At 57.7% G+C, this 19,470-nt stretch carries 16 protein-coding genes and 2 pseudogenes; 13 read left to right on the top strand and 5 right to left on the bottom strand.

The annotated features are described in order from the left end of the window. Positions 1-18 precede the first annotated feature (18 nt). The 5 genes from FGF54_RS15160 (at position 19) to FGF54_RS15140 (ending at position 5,043) form a co-directional block, all read left to right on the top strand. On the top strand, positions 19-1,104 hold the full coding sequence (locus FGF54_RS15160; protein WP_059758744.1) for an ABC transporter ATP-binding protein: 1,086 nt from the start codon (positions 19-21) through the stop codon (positions 1,102-1,104). A 30-nt stretch (positions 1,105-1,134) separates the two neighbouring features. Next, positions 1,135-2,424: a PotD/PotF family extracellular solute-binding protein gene (locus tag FGF54_RS15155; protein WP_142780274.1), complete on the top strand. Its 1,290-nt coding sequence runs from the start codon at positions 1,135-1,137 to the stop codon at positions 2,422-2,424. A gap of 69 nt (positions 2,425-2,493) precedes the next feature. Continuing rightward, positions 2,494-3,405 carry an ABC transporter permease gene (locus FGF54_RS15150; protein WP_142781541.1) on the top strand — a complete coding sequence of 304 codons (912 nt, stop codon included), beginning with the start codon at positions 2,494-2,496 and terminating at the stop codon, positions 3,403-3,405. A gap of 4 nt (positions 3,406-3,409) precedes the next feature. Beyond that, positions 3,410-4,228, top strand: a complete 819-nt coding sequence (locus tag FGF54_RS15145) for an ABC transporter permease (protein WP_004432890.1) — start codon at positions 3,410-3,412, stop codon at positions 4,226-4,228. Between the two features lie 11 nt (positions 4,229-4,239). After that, positions 4,240-5,043 (top strand): aspartate/glutamate racemase family protein, encoded by an 804-nt coding sequence (locus FGF54_RS15140; RefSeq protein WP_142780273.1) that lies wholly within the window; start codon positions 4,240-4,242, stop codon positions 5,041-5,043. Here the strand turns inward: FGF54_RS15140 and FGF54_RS15135 are convergent. After that, positions 4,935-5,561: a hypothetical protein gene (locus FGF54_RS15135; RefSeq protein ID WP_142780272.1), complete on the bottom strand. Its 627-nt coding sequence runs from the start codon at positions 5,559-5,561 to the stop codon at positions 4,935-4,937. The two genes, FGF54_RS15140 and FGF54_RS15135, sit on opposite strands and share 109 nt — an antisense overlap. 774 nt (positions 5,562-6,335) lie before the next feature. Between FGF54_RS15135 and FGF54_RS15130 the strand changes: the two genes are divergently transcribed. From FGF54_RS15130 to chrA, 5 genes are all read left to right on the top strand, one after another. Next, positions 6,336-7,304: a hypothetical protein gene (locus FGF54_RS15130; RefSeq protein WP_246666989.1), complete on the top strand. Its 969-nt coding sequence runs from the start codon at positions 6,336-6,338 to the stop codon at positions 7,302-7,304. Between the two features lie 58 nt (positions 7,305-7,362). Continuing rightward, positions 7,363-9,231, top strand: coding sequence for a tyrosyl-tRNA deacylase (locus FGF54_RS15125; RefSeq protein ID WP_142780271.1), 1,869 nt, complete (start codon positions 7,363-7,365; stop codon positions 9,229-9,231). 219 nt (positions 9,232-9,450) lie between these two features. Next, complete coding sequence (locus FGF54_RS15120) at positions 9,451-9,993, top strand: hypothetical protein (protein WP_142780270.1); 543 nt, start codon at positions 9,451-9,453, stop codon at positions 9,991-9,993. Between the two features lie 132 nt (positions 9,994-10,125). Further along, complete coding sequence (locus FGF54_RS15115) at positions 10,126-10,608, top strand: hypothetical protein (protein WP_059758764.1); 483 nt, start codon at positions 10,126-10,128, stop codon at positions 10,606-10,608. 165 nt (positions 10,609-10,773) lie between these two features. Then, positions 10,774-12,003: a chromate efflux transporter gene (chrA, locus tag FGF54_RS15110; RefSeq protein WP_142780269.1), complete on the top strand. Its 1,230-nt coding sequence runs from the start codon at positions 10,774-10,776 to the stop codon at positions 12,001-12,003. A gap of 3 nt (positions 12,004-12,006) precedes the next feature. Here chrA and FGF54_RS15105 read toward each other — a convergent pair whose 3' ends face one another. Next, on the bottom strand, positions 12,007-12,888 hold the full coding sequence (locus FGF54_RS15105; RefSeq protein ID WP_142780268.1) for a LysR substrate-binding domain-containing protein: 882 nt from the start codon (positions 12,886-12,888) through the stop codon (positions 12,007-12,009). 133 nt (positions 12,889-13,021) lie between these two features. Between FGF54_RS15105 and ampC the strand changes: the two genes are divergently transcribed. Further along, a complete protein-coding gene (gene ampC, locus FGF54_RS15100) occupies positions 13,022-14,179 on the top strand; it encodes a class C beta-lactamase (protein WP_142780267.1) in 1,158 nt (385 codons plus the stop codon). Between the two features lie 104 nt (positions 14,180-14,283). Here the strand turns inward: ampC and arsK are convergent, their stop codons facing one another. Continuing rightward, on the bottom strand, positions 14,284-15,462 hold the full coding sequence (arsK, locus tag FGF54_RS15095; RefSeq protein ID WP_142780266.1) for an arsenite efflux MFS transporter ArsK: 1,179 nt from the start codon (positions 15,460-15,462) through the stop codon (positions 14,284-14,286). A gap of 48 nt (positions 15,463-15,510) precedes the next feature. Further along, positions 15,511-15,858, bottom strand: a complete 348-nt coding sequence (locus FGF54_RS15090; protein WP_142780265.1) for a helix-turn-helix transcriptional regulator — start codon at positions 15,856-15,858, stop codon at positions 15,511-15,513. 42 nt (positions 15,859-15,900) lie between these two features. Between FGF54_RS15090 and FGF54_RS15085 the strand changes: the two genes are divergently transcribed. Next, positions 15,901-16,416 (top strand): DUF6428 family protein, encoded by a 516-nt coding sequence (locus FGF54_RS15085; protein ID WP_142780264.1) that lies wholly within the window; start codon positions 15,901-15,903, stop codon positions 16,414-16,416. 1,758 nt (positions 16,417-18,174) lie between these two features. On the opposite strand, the pseudogene FGF54_RS15070 reads toward FGF54_RS15085, so the two are convergent. Then, positions 18,175-18,677, bottom strand: a pseudogene (locus FGF54_RS15070) (DUF6428 family protein). A 40-nt stretch (positions 18,678-18,717) separates the two neighbouring features. Between FGF54_RS15070 and FGF54_RS27560 the strand changes: the two are divergent. Further along, a pseudogene (locus tag FGF54_RS27560) lies at positions 18,718-19,113 on the top strand (ArsR/SmtB family transcription factor). Positions 19,114-19,470 lie beyond the last annotated feature (357 nt).

Raw genomic sequence — 19,470 nt, 5'->3', positions numbered from 1 at the left:
CGTCGCAGGAGAGTGTTTATGAGCAAAGCCGCAGCAATCGACATCGCGTCCGTATCCAAGATTTACGGCAACACCACCGCCGTGCATGCGATAAGCCTGAAGATTCCGGCCGGGAGTTATTGCTGCCTGCTCGGCCCGTCGGGCTGCGGCAAGACCTCGACATTGCGGATGATTGCCGGCCACGAAAGCATCTCCAGCGGCGATGTCCGGCTAGGCAATACAGTCGTCACCGATCTGCCGCCCGCCCGGCGCGGCACGGCGATGATGTTCCAGTCCTATGCGCTGTTTCCGCATCTCGATCTCGTCGACAATGTCGCCTTCAGCCTCAAGATGAAGGGCGTGGACAAGGAAAGCCGCCGGGCGAAGGCGCTCGAGATGCTGCGGCTGATGCAGCTCGAACCCTATGCCAGCCGCCGTCCGGCCCAGCTTTCCGGCGGGCAGCAGCAGCGCGTGGCGCTGGCGCGTGCGCTGATTACCGATCCCGAGGCGCTGCTGCTGGACGAGCCGCTTTCGGCGCTCGACCCGTTCCTCAAGATCCGCATGCGCGCCGAGCTGAAGAAGCTGCAGACCTCGCTCGGCATTACCTTCGTTCACGTCACCCACAGCCAGGAAGAGGCCATGGCGCTGGCCGATATCATCGTCGTCATGAATGACGGCCGCATCGAACAGGCGGCCACGCCGCGCGAGGTGTTCGAGCGTCCCGCCACCGCTTTCGTTGCCCGCTTCATGGGCGACCACAATGTCATTTCCGGGCGTTACCGGGAAAAAACGGACGATCTCGTCACGCTCGAAGTGGCGGGCGGCGGCACTTTCACGGCAAGCGGCGTCGCCCCGGATGACGGCGCGGTCGATATCGCCGTGCGCACCGACCGCGTCCGCGTCGGTGAAGCAGACCAGCCGGGCCTCGGTTTCACCGGCATCGTCTCGAATGTCGAATATCGCGGCGCAAGCGTGAAGATCGCCGTAACCGGCGCGGGCATCGAGGATTTCAACGTCATCCTCAGCGATGCCGCCTTCTTCGAAAATCCGGTCAGGACCGGCGACGCCATACCGCTTTCATGGAATGCGGCCGATGCCATCGTGCTCGGCCGGGTAGAGAAGTGACCCCAAAAATAACCAGAGGAGAACTTTGAAATGACCGATACCTCCAAGATCAAAACAGGCCTTTCCCGCCGCGGCCTTCTCAAGGCCGGTGCGGCGGCGACGGGTGCGGCGATCGGCTCCGGCCTCATTACCGGCTTCCCGACCATCTGGGCGCAGAACCCGATCACCATCCGCCAGTTCGGCACCGGTGTGTCGAACCTCAACGCCATTGCCGAAAAGTGCAAGGCCGATCTCGGCATCACGCTCGAAATGACGGCGACGGATTCCGACGCCGCCGCCCAGCGCGCCGTCACCCAGCCGAATTCCTACGACATCGCCGATATCGAATACTGGATTCTGAAGAAGGTCTATCCGGCCGGCGTCATCCAGCCGATGGAAATCAAGAAGCTGAAATATTACGACAAGATCGTGCCGCTGTTCAAAAACGGCAAGCTGAAGCCGGACAGCGTCGTGGCGCAGGGCACGGCCCCGCACACCGTTGGTTTCGTCGAAAAGCCCGGCGACAAGACATTTGCCAAGGGCGAGACCGATTATTTCACCATGGTCCCGACCATCTACAATGCCGATACGCTCGGCATCCGCCCCGATCTCGTCGGCCGCGATATCTCCAGCTGGGCCGATATCATGGACCCGAAGTTCAAGGGCAAGACCTCCATTCTCAACATCCCCTCCATCGGCATCATGGATGCGGCGATGATCATGGAAGCCATGGGCAACATCAAATATGCCGACAAGGGCAACATGACCAAGGAGGAGATCGACAAGACCATCGACTTCCTCATCAAGGCGAAGAAGGACGGCCAGTTCCGCGCCTTCTGGAAGAGCTTCGACGAAAGCGTCAACCTCATGGCCTCGGGCGAAGTCATCATCCAGTCCATGTGGTCGCCCGCCGTCGCGGCGGTCCGTTCCAAGGGCATCGCCTGCAAATATCAGCCGCTGAAGGAAGGTTATCGGTCCTGGGGCGGCGGTCTCGGGCTTGCCAAGCACCTCTCTGGCGCGAAACTCGATGCGGCCTATGAATATATCAACTGGTACACCTCGGGCTGGGTCGGCGCTTACCTCAACCGTCAGGGTTATTATTCCGCCGCCATGGAAACGGCCAAGGAGCACATGACCGCCGACGAGTGGGGCTACTGGGTCGAAGGCAAGCCGGCGCAGGGCGATATCATCGCGCCCGACGGCAAGGTCATGGAAAAGGCCGGCGCGGTGCGCGATGGCGGCTCCTTCGAGGAACGCATGGGCAAGGTCGCGTGCTGGAATTCCGTCATGGATGAAGACCGCTACATGGTCCGCCGCTGGAACGAATTCATCGCGGCCTGATGTCCTGAAAAGACGGCGCCGGCGGTCAATGCCGCCGGTGCCTGCCCACAAACAGCGAAAGGCTTCATGATGGTGACGGTCAGACTCATCGGCGTCAGCGATAAAAAGAACAGGCCGCCCCGCAGCTTCGCGTTGCCGCAAAAGCTTGTGTCCTATGTTCAGGCCGCGCCGCTTTTGCTGATCCTCGGCTTTTTCCTGGCTCTGCCGATCCTCATGATCGCCGTCGTCAGCTTCTGGGATTACGATTTCGCCCAGATGTATCCGGATTTCGTGACGTTCAACTATCTGGAAACGCTCGGCTCCTCGGTCACCTGGCAGACCTATCTCAACACCCTGAAATATGCCGCCATGGTCTGGGCGATCACGCTGTTCTGCGGTTTCTGGGTCGCCTATTTCCTTGCCTTCCACATCCGCACCACCACCATGCAGATGGTGCTCTTCCTCGTCTGCACCGTGCCCTTCCTGACGTCGAACATCATCCGCATGATTTCCTGGATTCCGGTGCTGGGGCGAAACGGCCTCGTCAACAGCGCCCTGGTCGGCACCGGCATCATTCCCGAACCGATCGAATGGCTGCTTTATTCGGATTTCGCCGTGGTGCTCGCCATGGCGCATCTTTATACGCTGTTCATGGTCACGCCGATCTTCAACACGCTGATGCGCATCGACAAATCGCTGATCGAGGCGGCGCGGGACGCCGGCGCGACGGGCTGGCAGACGCTCAGTAACGTCATCATTCCGCTTGCCAAGCCCGGCATGGCCATCGGCAGCATCTTCGTCGTCACGCTGGTCATGGCCGATTTCTCCACCGTTCAGGTCATGTCCGGCGGCCAGAGCGCCTCGGTGGCGCTGATGATGAAGAACCAGATGTCGCTGCTGCAATATCCGGCCGCCGCTGCGAACGCCGTCATCCTGCTCATCCTCGTTCTTCTGATGGTCGCGGGCATCCTGCGCATCGTCGATATCCGCAAGGAGCTTTGATCCCATGCATCAGGAAAAACGCGGCCGCGAATTCTACATCCTCGCCTTCTTTTTCGCCCTCTTCGTGCTGTTCCTTTACGGTCCGTTGTCGGCCATCCTCATCCTCGCCTTTCAGGGGCCGAATGGCGGCCTGACTTTCCCGCTGAACGGCGTTTCGCTGCACTGGTTCGGCAATCTCTTCGAACAGCAGGCCGTCGGCGATTTCGGCGGCTCCTTCCGCCGTTCCTTCGCTCTCGGGCTGATGGTCATGGCCGTTACCGTGCTGGTTTCGCTGCTGGCGGGCCTTGCCTTCCGGCGCAAATTCATCGGTGCGACGCCGTTGTTCTATCTGTCGGTCGCAAGCCTCGTGGTGCCGTCAATCATCATTTCGCTCGGCATCGGCGTTCTGTTCCAGCAGCTCGGGCTGGAGCCGTCATGGTATACGTCCGCCTTCGGTGCGCATCTCACCTGGACGCTGCCTTTCGGCGTGCTCATCATGCTGGCCGTCTTCAACCGCTTTTCGCCGTCCTATGAGGAAGCGGCCCGCGATCTCGGCGCGTCTTCCTGGCAGACCTTCGCCCATGTGGTCTTGCCGATGATCGCGCCGAGCCTGATCGGCGTCGGCCTCTTCGGCTTCACGCTTTCTTATGATGAGTTCGCCCGCACATTGATGACGTCAGGCACCTACAACACGCTGCCGCTGGAAATCTACGGCATGACCACCAATGTCACGACGCCGGTGCTTTATGCGCTCGGTGCTGTTACAACCCTGTTTTCCTTCCTGGTGATTGCGGCCACGCTCGGCCTGATCGTCACGCTCAATCGCCGCCATTCACGCGGATAAAGAAACGTAAAATGCGCATTCTCGTTATCAATCCCAACACCACGCAATCCATGACCGCGACCATTGCCGACGCCGCGACGCGGATAGCCGGCCGCGATACGGACATACTGGCCGTAACCTCTTCCATGGGGCCTGTCTCCATCGAAGGTTATTACGACGAGGTTTTCGCCGTGCCCGGCCTGCTGCTGGAACTGGCAAAAGCGCCGGCGCTTGGAGCCGACGCGGCGGTCATCGCCTGTTTCGACGATACCGGGCTCGATGCCGCTCGGGCTCTCGCCGATATTCCCGTTATCGGCATCTGCGAGGCGGCGGTCTCCGCCACCGCCTTCATCGCCCAGAAATTCACCATCGTCACGACGATGGAACGCTCGCGGCTACCGCTGGAACATCTCGTCCATCGTTATGGCATGTCCGCCCGCTGCAATGTGCGCGCCGCCGATATTCCGGTTCTGTCGCTGGAAGATTCCGCCTCGAACGCTCGTGAAAGGCTGCGCGAGGAAATCTCGCTGGCCCTGAAAGAGGACAGGGCGGAGGCGATCGTGCTCGGCTGCGCCGGCATGGCGGACCTTGCCGCCGAACTGCGCGATGAATTCGGCGTCCCGGTTGTCGATGGCGTCGCGGCGGCCGTCAAGCAGGCGGAATCGCTGGTGTCCATGGGGTTGTCCACCGCCAAGCGCGGCGCTTATGCCACGCCGCTCGCCAAGCCCTATCGCGGATTGCTGGAGCCATTCCGGCCGGACCGGCTCTCCGGGGCATCAGCAGACGGCGGAGACGTTCTCACCGCTTCCGCCCATAAAACGACGAAGGCGAGCTGATAGGCCAGATCGCGCTGGACGTTCTGCAATGCCAGCTCGCTCAGAACTATTCTGGGTCCGTTTCTTTGCAAGATGTTCAACCGCTCGGCCCTGGCGAGTATGGCCGTGACATGGGCGCGGCTGACCCCATAGGCGCGCGCCGTCGCCTTGCGGGAGAACACGCAACCCGTCGCATCGCACGCGTCCGTCTTCGCGGCGGACAGCAGGTCCAACAGGATCAGGAAACCAGGCGCATGCCCAAGGAACATCCGCATTCCCTCTGAGAGAAAAGGCAAATCCTGCGCGTGCCGCAGAAACCAGCTCACACCGTCGATCAGCGCGCCCGTTCCGATGGCTTCCTCCGCAGGCGTCTCCGTTGCCGGGAGGGTTTGCCATGGCGAGGCCGCGACGCAATAGGTGCTGGCAAGCCTCTCGATTGCCGAAATAATCCAGCCATTTAGCGACCATGGCCGCTCACGGTTATCGCCGCCGGGCGGGTGACGCTGCGCGGTATTTTCCAGTTCCAGCCAGTCGATCAAGGCGCGTGTCCTGCGGCTGGATGCCCAGCCGGGTGGAACGACGACTGCCTGAACCGCCGCCAGCGTAAATTGCCCGCCATGGACCGATGCGATACCCACGGCGCACATGACGGTGGCGAATGCGCCGAAGTCTCCGAGCGCACGGACGAGGCGCTGCTCCTGTTTGAAGGCGTTCGATAGGTGGGTGCAAAGATAGGCGACAGCATCACCAAAGGCATCGTCGTTCAGGATTCGGTTCGCAAGTAGGTCCAGCCTCTCTCGAAGCATGTCCGGCCGAGGCCGGGCGAAGTCCCTCCTCGGGTGCGTCTTTGAAGCTGGGGCGCCTGCTTTTCCGGATACCTTTCTCCCGTGGTTTTTTGCGCATCGCTACTTTATGGCGAATTCGAAAACGTGAGTTCTGTTCGCTGACAACGGCCGTGCAGGGCAGTCGTGACAGCCGGAAGGTTCCCCTCCGTAAGATGCGTGCATTTTGTTGCACTCCCCCGAGGCCCTGTTGAGCGGTATTAAAAAATACTCTCATAAATTGAATGTTAAGGGGCGCGTAAAAATGTGTTCCCTTTTGAAACGGTTTGCGGGAGTAACGCTGACAATAGCGTTATATGCTGTTTTTATTGCATAATTTAATGAAGCGTCGGATGTGGAATCTTTCGTCCATTTTCCCGGAATGCAATCTTTGATGGTTGCTTTTTAGGTCTTGACGACGTTGCAGACGATGCGTCCGAAACCGCCTGATATCCGAATGTTACTGCCATGTCTCCGGCAGGGCCGGCAGCGATGCCGGGCGGCGCATGGAGCCCGTCATGCCTTTTATTCATCCCCAATTCTCCAGAGGAGGTTGAAATGATGCAACTTAAACACGTTGTTTTTGCCGGCCTTGCGGCCTTCGCAATGGAATTCGATATCCCTTCCATGGGCCAGCCGGCCATTGCGAACGCGGCCACCCTCACCGCCGAGCAGACGGCGGCTTTCAAGTCGAAACTGGAACAGGCGGAAGCGAGCCGCGAGCTGCTCGGCCGCCGATCCGTGTGCCTGATGGACCATCTGACGGCGCAACAGCAGCTCAGCGCCGACCGCGAGAAGGCGCTGGGGGAGGCCATGTACCTGCAGATCGAGCTGGAGCGGCAGGTGGTGCAGTCCGAAACCAGCGTGAAGGGCTACGAGGAGCTGGTTCAGTCCGAAAACGAGAACGTTAAGGCGCGCCAGGCCACCTTCGAAAAAGCCCGGAAGGAAAGGGACGAGCAGGCCAAGCGAGTAAAAATATGCAGCGGCGTCCTCTTCTTCCTGCCGGGAATTTGCCAGGCCGGTGACGCCGCGGTGAAGGCGCTGGGCTGGATGAATGATGCGGAGCGGGAATACCGGACCGCGCAGCCACGGCTGGACAATGCCCGGGCGGCTCTTGAAGGCGTTCGCAACCAGCTCGAAAACAATCGCCGCCAGCTTGCGGCGGCACAGCAGAGCCACGCGGAAAACCAGAAGGCGGTGAAAACTCTGGAGGAGCAAATCACCAAGCTCAAAGCGGCGATCTCCACCATCAACGTCAAGGTTCAAGACTTCAACATTCAGGTCGGCAACTTCACCAGCGCACTGAAGGAAGCGAGCGAGGTCAATCCTGACGACGCGAAAATACGTCAGGTTACGCGGCTGTCCGCCGAGATCGACGGCCTGACCAAAGACGTGCCGCAGTTCATTTCCTCCACCGAGGCCGGACTGCCGGACGACGCGAAGAAACAATGCGGATCGTGAACGATCACTCCCCCAAAAAAATGACTCTCCGTAACCACCCATCAACAGGAGCATGAAAATGAACAATGTCGTGACTTTCGAAAGCCGGACCGCCCAGATCAACAGCGCAATCGACGCCGGCGTCGACGCTATCGTTTCGCAACCGAATTTCAGCCTTCCCAAGTCGGATACGGCGCTTGTCCGGTCTTATGTCGATAAGATCCAGGGGACCTATGATGTCGAGCGCGCCAAGCGCGACACCGACAATGCGATCGATCTGCTTTACATCGCCTATAACACCACGCCGCAGGAAAACGGCGATATTCGCGTCCGCATCAGCGCTATCATGAACAGGCTGATCACGTCCCAGCAGAAAAGCGAAATAGTCATGAAGAACGCGATGGAGGCAGCCACCCGCATCGGCCTGTCCATCGCCGATCTTTTCCCGGACTGGCTCGATGTCAGGGAAGAAAACGATCAGGCCGAAATCAAGGCATTTGTCTCCAACGATCTGATAAAGCTCGCAACGAATATCCGGGATAGGGCTCTCAGCGTTCGAGACGAGCTTCTTGCCCTTGCTGCGACCTATGACGCCATCATCAGGGACACGGCGCAAACCACGGATATGAGCGAAACTGCCTTGAGCAAACGCCTCGCCGATAAAGCGGTGATGGAACGGGAAATCCGGGAGGCGGACGCACGGCGGGAACAGCTCGAATCGCTTGTCAACGATCTCAAGGAACAGGTCGCGACATTCGAAAAGAAGGCCCGGGAATATGAGCAGCGGGCCAATACGGCCGAGCAGCGTGCTTTTGTCATGTCAATCGTCCGGGTCGGCGCGCAGATGATTTCAAGCGCAATTCCCGCCATCGCCATGGTGGCGGGCGGTCCCGCCTCCATGCTGGCCTCGTCGGTTGGCGGCGCGCTTTCGGGACAGTCCAAGGCCGGACAGGATGCGGATGGTCAGGGGCAGGGCGGCGGCTCCCGCACCCCGTCAGGCGGCGGAAGCAAGGCCGATGCGGCCGCCAAGCAGAGCGAGCTTTCCGAAAAGAAAGCCGAGCTTCGCAAGAGCGAGGAAAAACGCGACGCTCTGAAGGGAGATGTCAAGTCGCTCGAGGACGCCAAGGCGAAGCTTGCGGACGACGCGGAAAGCGCCGACCCCAAATCGAGCAAGGCCATCGAACTTGCCGAACTCGATAAACGTCTGGCTGCACGTGCCGCGGAACTCAAGGCGCAGGAAGAAAAGATCGCCGCTCAGCAAACGGTTATTTCCAGCCTGCAGGCTTCGCTCGATGCTTTGGACAAGGGGCTGGGCAAGCTCTCCGAAGAGCAGCAGCAACAGGCGGCCAGCCTGCGCGAAATCCAGATGCAGATGATCGACAAGGCGGAGGCCTATGAGAAGGAGCGCCGTACCCAGGCGGCCGAGCTCATCAGGATCAACGCTCTCCTGAAGGGAAAGCAGGCCGAGGATGACAAGATCAAGCTTGCGGTGCAATCGCTCAATGTCAGCATTTCGGCGCTGAAACGCATGAAGGAAATCGTTGAAGAAATCGCCTTCTTCTTCAAGGGCTTCGCCGATTTCATGCAGGCGGTTGCAGATGATGCCCAGCATCAGATCACCGGCATTGAAAATGTCGCCGGGCAGGAGACGCTGCGAAAGAACCGCTTCGCGCAGCTCATCCGCTCCGTCGACGAGTTCTTCGTCAGGCAAACCGCCCAGTGGCACGCGGTGGTGATCGTCTCCGACCGCTTCAACCGCAGCTTTGCTGAAGGATGGTCGAAGCTGAACACGTTGCAGGGCTCATATATCGGTGAGAAGCATCTGCCGGCTTATCTGGCGGGTGTCGCGGAAAAGCTCTCGGCCATCGTCGCCGAACGCGAGGCCGCTGCGGACGCAAAAATCGCGTCGTTGCAGGCCTATCGTCAGGATCTGAGCAAGACCGCCTGATCCCCTGAGAGCCTGCCGTTCCTGTCCCGGCCCGGCAGGAAGAGTTTCCATGGTCCCGGCCGAACACGTCCCCTCGGGCATGGGATCATGGGCAATGTCCTGCCGGTGCATATGCCGGCAGGACGGCCGCCGAAACTTTGACATTCACCAAATCAACGACAGGCATCCGGCCGCCATCGAAGCGCCCCATGCCACGTCATTTTCAGAAAGGAGAAGACCATGCCGACAGTCAACAAACCTCCCGTTTTGGTGCCTCAGGACACCCCCGCCTGGTGCTTTGCCGCCGTCGAGCAGATGGTGCGGGCCTATTACGGGCTTCCCGCCGCCACCCAATACGAGATTGCAAGGCGCAACACCGAAGCGCTTGCCACCGTCGATCTGCAGGTTCAGGAACGCTGGGAGCTGGCGCAGGTTCTGGATCAATCCGCCGGCATCGATGAACAGGGCGGGGCAAATCCGAACAGCAATGTCGTCAAGCTGGTTTCCAGCCAGTGGAACGCCTTCGATCACACCACGACGGGCGGCCACTTCGTCAATGGCCTGACGGCAGATATCGTCAGACACGAGATCGATAACAACCGCGTCTTCGTGATCGGAACGGAGTACCACTATTACCTCGTCTACGGCTACACCGTGAACGGCAAGGATCTCGAACTTCATATCCTCGATCCATGGCCGGCCGGGCGGGGCGGCGCCAGAACCCGCATCGGCCTGCAGGAGTTTCTGGCAATGCCGGCCCGCGTCGCCATCACCTTCGGCTAGGTTGGCAAGCCGGCCGCGTTCCCCTCGATTGCCAGAGATATCCGGCACCCAATCAACCCACAGATCCCACCATGCGATCCCGCACGTCAACGTTCGGGAACAGGTGGCCCATGTCCAAAAAAGGAGATACACATGCCACTTCTCAGCAATTTCGTCGTCAAGCATATCCGACCCTTCGGCGAAGCGGGCTATGATGCTTTCGGCAATGCGCAGACCATCGAATTCCTCTCAAGCCTCGGGCTCAGCACGGGGGATATCGCCAATATCTTCGCCGCATGGCGCCTGGCGGCCCTGGCCGATCCCGTCGGTGAGAGCAATCTTCTCGTTGCGGCAGCGAATGCGCTGGCGCAGGCCCGATGGGAAAACCTCTATGAGACGCAGATGAGCACGGTGCTTTTCCTCGACGATGTCCAGCTCGAATCCCTCAGCCATCTCGAGCCCGGGGCGAACCGCAACTTTTCGTGGCGATCCCCAACCCCCATCGCCGCCGCGGTGACCATTCATAACGGCAGCAACAGGCATCACATCATCTGGGAGGCAACGGGTTTTTCCGGCGGCACCGATGAAAATGGCTGGATTTCGCACTTCGCCGACCTGTTGCCGACTGGGCGATAGGCTCTTCGCCGGATAATCGCCAGACGACGCCGGAATGTTATCGCAACGTTTCGGCGTCGATGCCGCCAGCCCCTTCATATCCCTGTCATAATGGTGTCTGATACCGAAACCGTTTTGAGGCTGATATGTGTTGACGACGAGCCGTTGCACGCAGGGAGTTCTTTGGTGAAATCGTCAACGCGAAGCATAGAGACCGAAGTGCACAGCCAGAGACACGGCACGCCCGGTGAGGTTTTTGCGGCCTTCCTGAAGCTCGGCGTCACCTCCTTCGGCGGCCCCATCGCCCATCTCGGTTATTTTCGCGATGAACTTGTCGTGCGGCGCAAATGGATCGACGAGGCCGGTTATGCCGATCTCGTGGCGCTCTGCCAGTTTCTTCCCGGCCCGGCTTCCAGTCAGGTGGGGTTTGCGCTTGGGCTGCTGCGGGCAGGCCCGCTCGGTGCGCTGGCGGCCTGGACGGCCTTTACCCTGCCATCCGCCATTCTCCTCTTTTTCTTCGCCATGGTCGCTGCCTCCATCGAAGGGCCGGTCGGCACCGGCCTGCTGCATGGGCTGAAAATCGTCGCCGTCGCCGTCGTGGCGCAGGCGGTCTGGGGCATGGCAAAAAGCCTTGCGCCGGATCGTGAGCGGGCCAGCATCGCGCTTGCCGGCATCGTCTGCGTCGTGTTTGTCGCCGGCGCCTTCGGGCAGATCCTGGCGCTTGCCGTCGGCGCGCTCGCCGGGCTTGTCTTCTGTCGTGCCGATGCGGCGCGGCAGGCCACCCATCTTGCCTTCCGGGTGCCGAAAAGCGCCGGATACATTGCGCTCGCCACCTTCGCCCTGCTTCTCGTCCTCCTGCCGCTGCTTGCGGCAGTTGCGGCGTCACAGGGCCTTTCTTTGTTCGATGCCTTTTATCGCGCCGGCGCGCTGGTCTTCGGCGGCGGCCATGTGGTGCTGCCGCTGCTGCAATCGGAAGTCGTCGCGACAGGCTGGGTCACGGAAGATGCCTTCATCGCGGGTTATGGCGCAACCCAGGCCGTTCCCGGCCCGCTTTTCACCTTCGCCGCCTATCTTGGCGCGGTGGTGGGGCCGCAGCCCAATGGCGTCGCAGGCGCGGCCGTCGCCCTTGTCGCGATCTTCCTGCCGGGCATGCTGCTGCTCGTCGGCGCACTGCCCTTCTGGGAAGGGTTCCGCAAGCACCTTGTGGCGCAGGCCGCCATGCGCGGCGCAAATGCCGCCGTTGTCGGCATTCTGGGCGCCGCACTTTATGATCCGGTCTGGACAAGCGCCATCTTCACCCCGAGGGATTTCACCCTGGCGTTCACTGGCTTCATCCTGTTGACGATCTGGAAAACCCCGCCATGGGCCGTGGTGGTCCTCTGCGCGGCCGGCGGCGTTCTGCTCGCCCTGGCATAAGCCTTATCCCGCAGCGCCTATGCTGTCGAACATCCAGTCGGAAAAGGCCTGCATGGCGGGTGTCGGCGGTTTCGATTGCAGCCGGGTCAGCCAATAGCTCCCGAGCGAAATGGTAACCGGAAAAGGCTGGATGATCGCGCCAGAGGCCAGATGCCGCGAAAACATCGATGGCGGCGCCAGCGCCACGCCCAGCCCCTGCAGGGCCGCCTCCATCATGCCCAGAGACGTATCGAAAACGATGCCGGCATTCACCTGCGCCGCGGGCATCACGCCGGCCGCGGCAAACCAGTTGCTCCATTCATCGGCCCTGTAGCTGCGCAGCAGCGTCGCTTCCATCAGATCAGCGGGCGTTTTCAGCGTCTCCGCCAGCTCCGGCGTGCAGAGCGGGGAGAGAGGCGCCTCGAATAACCGAAAGGCATCCGTGCCATGCCAGGAGCCCTGGCCGAAACGAATGGCGAAATCCAGCCCTTCAGCCGCCATATCCACCCGGTTATTATTGGTGGAGACCCTGACATCGATGAAGGGATGCTGCTTCTGAAACGCCTTCAGCCGGGGCAGCAGCCAGCCCACGGCAAAGGTTCCCACAACACCCAGAAACAGCAATTCACGCACCTGCCCGGCCTCGATCCGGTCGAGCGTCGTCGCCATCTGGTCGAAAGAGCTGGTTACCGTCGGCAGCAGGGCCTCGCCTTCGGCGGTAATCTTCAGGCCGCGCGGAAGCCGCTGAAAAAGCGAAACGCCAAGCCGCTTTTCCAGCCCTTTCACCTGCTGGCTCACAGCCGCCTGCGTCACACACAATTCGATGGCCGCGCGGGTGAAGCTCAGGTGCCGCGCCGATGCTTCAAAAGCCCGTAAGCCGTTCAGGGGAAGAAATTGCCGAACCATTCAAGACCTAGATTTTCTTGTGTCTACTCCGAGATATCATGATTTGTTCGCGCAATGTAGGCCGGTTAAACGTCTTTCGCTGGGAACGGCCCACGGGCTGAAAATCCACCCAAGGTTTTGGAGAACGCGAAAGATGAAACTTAATCGCAGACATATCGCACTGGCCACTTTGCTTTCGACGGGCCTGTTCACGCAGGCGCTTGCCGCCGATGATGCCAGGCTGAAAGCGATAACGGATGCCGCGATCAAGCCGGTCATGGAGAAAAACGGCATTCCGGGTCTGGCCGTCGGCATCAGTATTGATGGTGAGAACCACGTCTTCACCTATGGTGTCATGTCCAAAAGCACAGGCCAGCCCGTCACCCCGCAGACGCTTTTCGAACTCGGCTCCATCTCCAAGGCATTCACGGTCACCCTCAGCACCTATGCTGAAATGAACGGCCAGCTTTCGCTTTCCGGAAAGGTCGAAGATTATCTTCCTTCCATGAAGGGCAAGCCCTTCGGCAATGTCGCGCTGATGCATCTCGGCACCCACACCGCCGGCGGCTTTCCTCTGCAGGTGCCGGATAACGTCAAGACGGAGCAGCAGTTGATGGCCTATCTCAAGGCCTGGAAACCCTCATACAAACCCGGAACACACAGAACCTACGCCAATCCCAGCATCGGAATGCTCGGATACATCACCGCAAAGGCCATGGGCCAAAGCTTCGATAGCGCCATGCAAGACATGCTGTTTCCCACGCTGGGCCTGAAGAACACCTTCACCGTGGTGCCCAAGGCAAAGATGGCCGATTACGCGCAAGGCTATAAGAGAACCGGCGAACCGGCCCGCGTGACACCCGCCATCCTCTCTTCAGAGGCTTACGGGGTAAGATCGACAGCGACCGACATGATCCGCTTCGTCAGTGCTAATATGGGTCTGGAAAAGCTGGACGGAAAAATCCAACAGGCGGTCACCAACACCCATACGGGATATTTTAGCGTCGGCGCCATGTTGCAGGATATGGTCTGGGAGCAATATGCCTACCCGGCCGCCCTGAAAACGCTGACCGAATTGAACTCCGGCGCCCTGCTCAAAACAGTCCCGGTCTCCGAAATCTCACCGCCTATGAAACCGCGTCAGGATGTCTTCATCAACAAGACCGGCTCCACCAATGGTTTCGGCGCTTATGTCGCGTTTATACCCAGGCAGAAACTCGGCATCGTTATTCTGGCCAATAAAAACTATCCCAATGAGGAGCGTGTCTCTGCGGCCTATGAGATTTTGACGGCGCTAGGCGAAGGAAGGTAACGGTCGCTTTGCTGCGAAACATACGGCCAAAAGTGATTGGCGCAGGAGGAGGCCACTCTTGCGCCGAATCCTGCGCTTACGCTGAAAGCAGTCAACGTCGGTCCCTACCGCAATAGTCTTACAACTTGACAGAATATGATGACCGCCAATCCGCCGAGAGCTGCCGTCACTGCGAGCGACGAACCGATACCGATCCCTGACATCGCCAGCGCTAGCATGAACGGCGCCAGAGCAGACAGAATCAGGCGGGCCGCCATCGTCTTTCCTTGGAGGTGGCCATAGCCCTCGCTTCCAAATAGGTATAGTGGCAGCGACCCGGTGACGATGCTGAGCAGGCCATTGCCCATACCAAAAACTACCGCAAACAGCATAGCGCCTGGCACCGAAGGGGCCGTCAACAAGAGGATGATTACACCGCTGGGGATCATTCCGGCAGCGACCAAGGCGAGATGGGGTGCTTTAACGTTCTTTCCAAACACCATGTTGATCAGGCGACTCGCAACTTGTGATGGCCCAAATAGTGTTCCGACGACTGCCGCCGTTGCTCCAAGCCCAAGTCCCGACAGTATTGGGACCATGTGGACCAATACAGCAGAGCTGGCCAGCGACATGAGGGAGAAGCCTGAGACCATCAGGAGGAACCCAACCCTACGGCTTGCCATTGGCAAATGCCCTTCGACCTGAGCAGAAGTCTTTCGTCCAACAGCTTGATATCTTGAGGCACCGTGCGCGAGCCAAGCGTGGATCGGCAGACATACCAGCAGGTTGAGACCAGCGAACGCTAAATAGACCTGCTGCCATGACATATATGTGTGCAGGGCCGTTGTGATCGGCCAGAACAAGGTAGATGCAAACCCGGCTATAAGCGTCAGATATGTGATGCTACGCGATGCGGCTTGAGGCTGAAGTTGAACGAGAAGCGCAAACGCGGCCCCGTACTGGACAAGATTTGCCGCGACTTCCACGGCGATCAAGGCCACGACGAAAGACGTTCTATCCGGCGCGTAAGCACATGCCACCAAAGCTGCAGCGGCTACCGCTGAGCCAATAGTCATTACCCGCCCGGCGCCGAGCCGGTCGAATAGCTTTCCGAGCCAAGGCGCTGTTAGCCCACCGATCAACAATGCGGCCGACAATGCGCCGAATATCCACTCGGGCGATAGCGCAAAGTGGATTGCCATGTTTGGAGCAAGGATGCTGAAGCTGTAGTAAAGGGTGCCGTAGCCAATGTTTTGGGTTATACCCAATAATAAGACCGCAACTATCGGCACTCGCTCAGACATAATGGCCTTCGAGCGCTTGAGCGATCAGACAATGCGTGAAACTTTTCATTAGATATTGTCCGTCGAGGGAGTGCGGCAGGTGGCAGCGGTTGCCGGAACCATAATTTGGGGGTGTCCGCTACAACAGTCTTCCATTAGGAAGCGCACCAATTCACTCAAGGCGTCGTAGTTTGCTGTGTATATGATTGAACGAGCTTCTCGTCGTTGATCGATAAGTCCCGCGCGGTCCAGCTCCTTGAGGTGGAACGAGATATTTGACGGCGAGACTTCTAGGCGTTCTGCTATAGAACCCGCTGACATTCCATCAGGACCGGCCACCACCAGCATCCTGACGATTTGTAATCGCGTCTCCTGAGACAAAGCACCGAATGATGCCAGGGCTTGACGTTCTTCCATATTTCGATAATCCTTTAAATATTGAAGCAAGGAGTAACGTAGATGAGTGCAATTGACAAGGCCCTATCTTCCGACATCAATCTTGGGTTTCTATTCGACGCGCTGGCGAAGACGCCTAACTTACCGCTCATCTTCCTCTATGATGGGGGTACAGTGAAGCCGGGATACCACGTCACTGAAGTTAAGGCCGGGCAGTTCTCTGCGCTGGACTGCGGTGCGAATCCGGAGGCATGGGCTGAGATATTCGTGCAGCTTTGGGATATCGAAGAAGGTGAGCGGACGCACATGCTCGCCAGTAAGTTCGTGACGATCATTCGCAAGGTTTCCGAGCATATGCAACTCGACGGTTCGGCTCGACTGACGTTCGAAGTCAGCGATGGCGCGCGCCCATTGCAACTCTATTACGCAGCTTCTCCGACGGTCTGGGAGGGGGCGGTCTATGTTTCTCTTGAACCCCGGCCTGCCAGTTGCAAACCGCGTGATCGTTGGCTTACAGAACGGCTCATTCCTACTTCATCGTCGTGCTGCGCGTCGATAGCCGGGGCGTGCTGCGGTTAAATCCATCGAATTCATAATCGCTTTATTCCGTCTGGTTTTTGCAGGGCTTTATTTCCCCTTTTATCCCACCTATTTGCCTGAGCTATACTGCCCTGTTCGGCAATGAAGCGGAACCGGCGCGGCTGTGAGAGAGGACGTCACTCTCATATTTCGGGTCTGACAAGGAAGTCTCTGTCAATGAACGAGGAGAGATGGATTGGGTTTGTGGTGAGCCTTTCTCTTTCTCCGAAGGTTGTTGGCTGGTGGGGCTGGCTTTGCCAGGCATAAGCCGCTGATGCGGGGCACTGATAAGTGTCTTTATTTCCCTAGGTGGCAATTTTCAGTGCCCCGTTGCAATGCCCATCGAGCTGAAAAGGCTGATGGGAAAAAGAGATGAAGCCATGACACGGTCGCAACTGCGTCGCGTGATAGGAAAGGTGTGTTCAATGGGTATTTATGAGATGTACGTCCTTGCTGCTCGTGCAGATACAGCCCTGATGAGGCGAAGAGTGACGAAGATTATGAATCGTCTGCTCAAGAAGCAATATTTGCACAACCAGAAGAAGAATTTGAATTTGGAGGGTGAGCGAAATAGGGGAGGCCACCTGCGATCCGGGAGGATTCCATAAACGTATATTTATATAAATACCCAAACGAAAACATATAAAATATATGTTGCGATGAATTATATATGAATAATTGAGGGCAGATGAGAATCTGCGCGCAAAAATTTGCTTTTACGGCTGCAATTTGCGGATTGCGGGACGGTGGCGTGTAAATATATGATTTTTATATTGAAATTGTCAGCTTGGCTGGGAAAGATTATATGTGGAAACTATATGAGTGAGATGGATTTGATTGGAGCGGAGATCATATTTGAGCGGCGATCGATCATAATAACATATCATGATATTGTTATTATGATCGATCGCCGCTCAAATATGATCTCGCTCCAATCAAATCATCTCACTCATATAGTTTCCACATATAATCTTTCCCAGCCAAGCTGACAATTTCAATATAAAAATCATATATTTACACGCCACCGTCCGCAATCCGCAAATTGCAGGCCGTAAAAGCAAATTTTTGCGCGCAGATTCTCATCTGCCTCAATTATTCATATATAATTCATCGCAACATATATTTTATATGTTTTCGTTGGGTATTTATATAAATATACGTTTATGGAATCCTCCCGGATCGCAGGTGGCTCCCTATTCGGCTCACCTCCAAATTCAAATTCTTCTTCTGGTTGTGCAAATATTGCTTCTTGAGCAGACGATTCATAATCTTCGTCACTCTTCGCCTCATCAGGGCTGTATCTGCACGAGCAGCAAGGACGTACATCTCATAAATACCATTGAACACACTTTCCTATCACGCGACGCAGTTGCGACCGTGTCATGGCTTCATCTCTTTTCCCATCAGCCTTTTCAGCTCGATGGGCATTGCAACGGGGCACTGAAAATTGCCACTAGGGAAATAAAGACACTTATCAGTGCCCGCATCAGCGGCTTATGCCTGGCAAAGCCAGCCCACCAGCAAAACCTTCGAGAAAGAGAAAGGCTCACCACAAACCCAATCCATCTCTCTCGTTCATTGACAGAGGACTTTCTTGTCAGACCCGAAATATGAGAGTGACGTCCTCTCTCACAGCCGGCGCCGGTTCCGCTTCATTGCGAACAGGGGCAGTATAGCTCAGGCAAATAGGGTGGGGATAAAAGGGAAATAAAGCCCTGCAAAACCAGACGGAATAAAGCGATTATGAATTCGATGGATTTAACCGCAGCACGCCGGTATCGACGCGCAGCACGACGATGAAGTAGGAATGAGCCGTTCTGTAAGCCAACGATCACGCGGTTTGCAACTGGCAGGCCGGGGTTCAAGAGAAACATAGACCGCCCCTCCCAGACGTCGGAGAAGCTGCGTAATAGAGTTGCAATGGGCGCGCGCCATCGCTGACTTCGAACGTCAGTCGAGCCGAACCGTCGAGTTGCATATGCTCGGAAACCTTGCGAATGATCGTCACGAACTTACTGGCGAGCATGTGCGTCGCTCACTTCTTCGATATCCAAAGCTGCACGAATATCTCAGCCCATGCCTCCGGATTCGCACCGCAGTCAGCGCAGAGAACTGCCGGCTTAACTTCAGTGACGTGGTATCCCGGCTTCACTGTACCCATCATAGAGGAAGATGAGCGGTAAGTTAGGCGTCTTCGCCAGCGCGTCGAATAGAAACCCAAGATTGATGTCGGAAGATAGGGCCTTGTCAATTGCACTCATCTACGTTACTCCTTGCTTCAATATTTAAAGGATTATGAATATGGAAGAACGTCAAGCCCTGGCATCATTCGGTGCTTTGTCTCAGGAGACGCGATTACAAATCGTCAGGATGCTGGTGGTGGCCGGTCTGATGGAATGTCAGCGGGTTCTATAGCAGAACGCTAGAAGTCTCGCCGTCAAATATCTCGTTCCACCTCAAGGAGCTGGACGCGCGGGACTTATCGATCAACGACGAGAAGCTCGTTCAATCATATACACAGCAAACTACGACGCCTTGAGTGAATTGGTGCGCTTCCTAATGGAAGACTGTTGTAGCGGACACCCCAAATTATGGTTCCGGCAACGCTGCACTGCCGCACTCCTCGACGGACAATATCTAATGAAAAGTTTCACGCATTGTCTGATCGCTCAAGCGCTCGAAGGCCATTATGTCTGAGCGAGTGCGATAGTTGCGGTCTTATTATTGGGTATAACCCAAAACATTGGCTACGGCACCTTTACTACAGCTTCAGCATCCTTGCTCCAAACATGGCAATCACTTTGCGCTATCGCCCGAGTGGATATTCGCGCATTGTCGGCCGCATTGTTGATCGGTGGGCTAACAGCGCCTTGGCTCGGAAAGCTATTCGACCGGCTCGGCGCGGGCGGGTATGACTATTGGCTCAGCGGTAGCCGCTGCAGCTTTGGTGGCATGTGCTTACGCGCCGGATAGAAGTCTTTCGTCGTGGCCTTGATCGCCGTGGAAGTCGCGGCAAATCTTGTCCAGTACGGGGCCGCGTTTGCGCTTCTCGTT

The organism is Agrobacterium sp. T29, assembly GCF_006970545.1.
Lineage (GTDB): Bacteria > Pseudomonadota > Alphaproteobacteria > Rhizobiales > Rhizobiaceae > Agrobacterium > Agrobacterium leguminum.
This window is presented reverse-complemented; position numbering and strand designations above follow the sequence as displayed.